The sequence below is a fragment of the uncultured Oscillibacter sp. genome, from assembly GCF_910579365.1.
Lineage (GTDB): Bacteria > Bacillota > Clostridia > Oscillospirales > Oscillospiraceae > Oscillibacter.
On record NZ_CAJTUX010000119.1, the window covers coordinates 1 to 4,941 of the forward strand.

The window sequence follows — 4,941 nt, forward strand, 5'->3', positions numbered from 1 at the left end:
TGACCTACGAGCAGGAGGCCGAGCTGTACTATATGCTGGACCAGACCAGGGGAAAGCTGCGGCTGGGCCACGCGACCAAGGCCCTGGTGGAGTCCGGGGCGAACGCGGAGATCATTGATGTGAAGCAGCGGGTAGAGGACGCCGGTTTTACCTGGGCGCTAGACCGGCCCACCGGGGAACCCTTTGAAATTTCCACCACCCGCGCCGTTATCAACGCCTACCGGCTCCTGGGCGGCGCGGCCTTCTCCCGTATGCTGGGCCTAATCGCCGGGGCGTGGCATGGGACCCCCAACTCCCTTAAAGCGTCTATCTTCTCCGGTATGGCGCTGTTCGTCAAGACCTATGAGACGGAGCTGGTGGATCAGATTTTCATTAAGAGGTTGTCCGCCGTGGACCCGGACGAGATCATTCGCCGGGGTAAGGTGGACTTCTCCACCAACAAAGCCGCCCTGCGGTTTGCCCGCGTCATTCTCAGCAAGTACAACAGCCAGCAGCGCGGGGGCCGCAAGCTCCCTTACCGCTTCAAGGGCTGATACATCACAAACCGCCGCAGGCCGGGAGGCCTGCGGCGGCATTGATTCACCGTGAAGGAGGTACGAACATGGAACAGAAGCTGTCCCTTTCCCCTGCGGGTATGCCCCAAGCCGACATTCGTGAGGTTTCCGTGGACCCGAAGCTCCCCAAGGAGGAACGGATTGCCGAATTTCTCCGGCAGATCAAAAATCCCTATTGCTTCACGTGTGGTAAATTCATCGTCCGGGCGCAGTTTGCCGACAATGGCGTGTCCCTGGAGGACTGTTTGAAACAGATTCTAATTTAGTGCTTTAATGTGTTGACTTGCCCGTGGAGGTGTGCTATACTTGTGACTGGAAAAAGAATTAAATAGGATAAATCAGTCACTCGTTATATTGCGGGGTAAGTCCGTGATGTAAAGGAGTGACTTTTTCATGCCAAAGTACAAGGGCGACGCATATCTCCGCCTCTCCTACTCCGCTGACCGCAGCGTGGAGAGTGACAGCATTGCCAATCAGAAGAAGCTGATCGAGGACTTTGTGGCGGCGCACCCGGACATTGAGCTGGTATCGGAGCGGGTGGACGATGGTTACAGCGGCGTTCTGTTCGACCGTCCGGCGTTCCAGGAGATGATGAACGACATTGTTTCCGGCAAGATCAACTGCGTGATCGTCAAGGACCTGTCCCGCCTGGGCCGGGAGTACATCGAGACTGGCCGCTATCTCCGGCAGGTGTTTCCCACCTACGGTGTCCGGTTCATTTCCATCAATGACGGCATTGACACCGCCAACGAGCAGAACGGCGATGATTTGCATATCAGCTTGAAAAATCTGCTGAACGATACCTATTGCCGGGATATTTCTGTGAAAACCCGGAGCGCCCTGCTGACCAAACGGCAGAACGGGGACTATGTGGGGGCCTGCCCGATCTACGGCTACCGAAAGGACCCGGAGAATAAGAATCACCTCATCATCGACGAGTACCCCGCCCGTGTGGTGCAGGACATTTACCGCCGCCGCATTGACGGAGCCAGCGCAAAGCACATCGCAGAGGAATTGAACCGGCTGGGCGTCCTGTCCCCCATGGCCTACAAGAACAGCCGGGGCCTGCCCCACCCTACTGGCGGCTTTGCGGATGTGCCGGACGCCAAGTGGTCTGGCCTGAATGAGCAGCTTTTGCAACTCCTCCCGACTGAGCAGCCGCATCTCCATTCGTCTGGCCGGTGGGAGCTTACATTCCTCCGCCGGGTTGCGCACGATCAGCTTTTCGGTGACGGCCTTCTCCAGAGCCCTGCGGCACAGGCCGCAGCAGTGCCGTATCGTATTGGCGGAGAGTCCTTCCCCTCTGGACTCCCGGTATTCACTACGGCCATCCTGCCTCATCCAGTTTATGAACTGCTGAATATCATTTGTGGTCAGCTTGTTCAGAGGAATGTCACCGAGCCTTGGGCGGATATACAGGCGGATATTATTTTCGTAGCCTGTCCGTGTGTTTGGCCGGACGGCGGGTTTACAGCAGGTCTCATACCAGAATGTCATCCACTCGCCGAAGGGCATATCCGCCCTGATCTTAACGGCGGTTGCAGGAGTCACGGACTCTTTCAGCGATTCCAGTTTCGCCACGCACTCCGTCTTGGTCATGGCCAGCACATTTTTTGTTTTGGGTAGGCCCTTATCATCGTAGCCAATGACTACCCGGCCTTCCCAGCGTCCGTCTTTTCTCAGTCGGACTGTACCCTCGCCTCTCTTGCGCTTTCTTCCCACGGTCTCAACTCCTCTCCAAAAATGTCTGTCAGAAAATCTCCTACCACTTCCGAGGCTCGCTTCTGCATATCGCCAGTGGTGTGGGTGTAGGTGTCCAGGGTGAACGCCGCTCTGGTATGGCCCAGGATGCCTGACAAGGTTTTCACATCCACGCCCGACGCCAGAGCGTGAGTCGCGAAGGTGTGACGCAGGTCGTGGAAACGAATGTTCGGGAGGCCGGCCCGCTTCAGCAGAACCTTCAACCGGCGGTATGCGGAGCCAGGATTGGTGGGCTGTTCCGGCTTCAGCGGGTTGGGGAATATCCACTCGGTCAGTGCGGACTTTTTTCGTTCACGGAGGACCTGTACTGTGCTGGCTGGCAGCACGATTTTCCGGACGCCGGCGCTGGTCTTGGTATCCCCGGCAGTCAGCCCGCCACCAGTTTCCCAGTAGACGGTACGGCAGACTTTCAGTGTACCATTGACCTCATCGAAGTCCTCCCACTTGAGCCCGCAGATCTCACCCCGCCGCAGACCAGTGGTCAGCTCGGCATAGAAGAAGTCACACCAGATTTCATCCTCTGCGATGACCTTCATGAACACATCCAGCTGCTCGTCCGTCAGTATCTGCTTTACTCCATAGCTGAACCTGGGAGCGGTGATCTGCTCGGTCGGGTTGCTGGCGATCAGGTGAGCCTGCTGTGCCGCCTTCAGCGCACCGTGGAGCGTGGTGTGGATGCGGCGCACCGTACCACTGGCCAGACAATCACTCAGCTTCTCATAGAACCGCTGCACATCTTTCGGTGTGATTCGGGCCAGCTGCTTATCACCCAGGCCGGGCCTGATGTGGTTCTCAATGTAGCTGCGGTAGTTCCTCAGAGTATTGGGCCGCAGAGTATCCGCCATGTTCTCCAGTCACTGATCGAGCCATTCACTCAAGGTCATCCTGCTCTGCTCCGTCAGGTCGGCACCCTGGTAGCTGTCGATGTGCTGACGGAGCTTTGCGGACAACTCTTTCTGTGTAGGAGCGTAGACGTATCGGAAGATAGAGTCGCCATTTTCCTTGTGACCGACTACGATGCGGCCCTCCCAGCGTCCGTCGTCACGTTTGCGCGCCATGCCGTCACCGGACGGTCTGCGCTTTGCCATGGGTTGTCACCTCCTTGTAGCCACACAACATACCACACCTTGGCGGGAATAGCTACTGATTTTTTCGAGGACTTTTATTCTTTGTTTTGCGGCGCAGAATTTGATGGGGACAGAAGGAATTTTCAGTTTGCAACCATTTAGCCTTTGTGCTACAATGCACATAATATCTTCTGAACAAGCGGAGGTGTGATTTATGCCGCATTCCATTGAGCGCTCTATTGAAGCTGCGGAGGTCTCTCTGCGGATGGAAGGGCTTTCTGTTACAGAGACCTGCAAAGAACTGTGCCGGAAATTGCTTGCCGGCGAAATTACGCTGGAGCAGTACTTGGCCCATATCATTCCCGAAAGAGGAGAGCGCTGATATGTCATACAGTATTGACTCCACAACAGACGGTTGCTATCCGGGAACGACTTGTCTGATCAACAAGCTGGGCATCCAAGATGAGACGGAATTGGCAGACACAGAGGCCGCTATCGTTTTGGGCAAGGCGAGTCTGCTGGATCAGCAGCCGCTTCCTGGTAGCTTTGACTTTGAGCACTACAAACGCATCCACCGATTCTTGTTCTGTGATCTCTATGACTGGGCTGGACAAATACGCACCATCAACCTCTCCAAGAAAGGGACGGCTTTTGTTCCCGCTGCGGAAATCGAATCGTGTGCGGTTGCGTGCTTCAAACGCTTGGCTGAGTTCAGTGGCGAGGGCATGTCTCATCGCGAACTGGCAGAGGAGGTAGCGGACTTTTACCACACAGTCAATATGCTGCACCCATTTCGGGAAGGCAACGGCAGAACGCAGCGTATCTTTTTTACTCAGTGGATTCGCAGCCTTGGGTGCGATTTTGATTTGAGTTCTGTGGACCCGGACGCATTCATGATCGCCACAATCTATGCGGCGCAGGGTGTCATGGACCAACTGGCTGACTTTTTTGAGCAGATGATTGAGCAACCGCAGATGGAGATGCGGACGACCTGACGATCTTGGTTCTGAGTTTATGCTGGGCGGAAACGTGCTGCTCGGCATTTTTGTTCTCTTTTTGGTTGACGCAGATTCTTGCAGATATCCCCGCCTGGACCCGCCAGTTTTGCGGTGGCTGTAAGGGCAGAGGAAAAAGTGACCCCCGACTTGCCCCCAGGGGGTAAAAAATGACCCCCGCACCGACTCCCGAGAAATTCCGGAAAACCACCTGTGACAGCCACCTTGTGAAAAGGCGGAACATGGCGGTTTTCTCTCTGGATTTGCTGATACCGACCACCTGCCACAGCAAAAAGTGAAAATTCCGACCACCTATGGAAAAGCCCCGACCCGCTCTGCGGGGCGGTGTGGCTGGCCGGGGGGCGCATAAGCGACCCCCGGCCTTTATCCTGCACTTTTTTCGACCCCCCGGTTCACCTGCCACTTTCGGTTGTGCTGATTTCGCCGGATGGCACACACCGGCCACACGCTTTTGACACGGCGGCGTTTGCGATGGACTGCGGCTTGTTTACCCTCCGAGCATCAGCGAGGCCACACAGCGGCGCACAGGCTGTCACGCTGAGT

At 56.1% G+C, this 4,941-nt stretch carries 4 protein-coding genes and 3 pseudogenes; 5 read left to right on the forward strand and 2 right to left on the reverse strand.

The features are described 5' to 3' along the window. The 3 genes and pseudogenes from QZ329_RS14935 to QZ329_RS15695 form a co-directional block, all read left to right on the forward strand. Nucleotides 1–533 (forward strand): DUF6551 family protein (locus tag QZ329_RS14935; RefSeq protein ID WP_365352304.1); only part of this gene is annotated, 533 nt, incomplete at its 5' end. Nucleotides 534–601: 68 nt separating this feature from the next. Beyond that, on the forward strand, nucleotides 602–820 hold the full coding sequence (locus QZ329_RS14940; RefSeq protein ID WP_295753799.1) for a DUF6870 family protein: 219 nt from the start codon (nucleotides 602–604) through the stop codon (nucleotides 818–820). Between the two features lie 127 nt (nucleotides 821–947). Beyond that, a pseudogene (locus QZ329_RS15695) lies at nucleotides 948–1,409 on the forward strand (recombinase family protein); the annotation flags it as partial. A 402-nt stretch (nucleotides 1,410–1,811) separates the two neighbouring features. Here QZ329_RS15695 and QZ329_RS14950 read toward each other — a convergent pair. Next, nucleotides 1,812–2,153, reverse strand: a pseudogene (locus QZ329_RS14950) (N-terminal phage integrase SAM-like domain-containing protein); the annotation flags it as partial. Nucleotides 2,154–2,233: 80 nt separating this feature from the next. Then, nucleotides 2,234–3,403 (reverse strand): annotated as a pseudogene (locus tag QZ329_RS14955) (site-specific integrase). 193 nt (nucleotides 3,404–3,596) lie between these two features. Here QZ329_RS14955 and QZ329_RS14960 point away from each other — a divergent pair. Further along, the gene (locus QZ329_RS14960; RefSeq protein WP_023345913.1) at nucleotides 3,597–3,764 is read left to right on the forward strand and encodes a hypothetical protein; all 168 of its coding nucleotides are present in this window, start codon (nucleotides 3,597–3,599) and stop codon (nucleotides 3,762–3,764) included. A 1-nt stretch (nucleotide 3,765) separates the two neighbouring features. Next, nucleotides 3,766–4,377, forward strand: a complete 612-nt coding sequence (locus QZ329_RS14965; protein ID WP_295753801.1) for a Fic family protein — start codon at nucleotides 3,766–3,768, stop codon at nucleotides 4,375–4,377. Nucleotides 4,378–4,941 lie beyond the last annotated feature (564 nt).

Excerpts from the sequence above, each read along its gene's own strand:
- QZ329_RS14960 (WP_023345913.1), top strand. The coding sequence starts at position 3,597 with ATGCCGCATTCCATTGAGCGCTCTATTGAAGCTGCGGAGGTCTCTCTG.
- QZ329_RS14965 (WP_295753801.1), top strand. The coding sequence starts at position 3,766 with ATGTCATACAGTATTGACTCCACAACAGACGGTTGCTATCCGGGAACG.
- QZ329_RS14940 (WP_295753799.1), top strand. The coding sequence starts at position 602 with ATGGAACAGAAGCTGTCCCTTTCCCCTGCGGGTATGCCCCAAGCCGAC.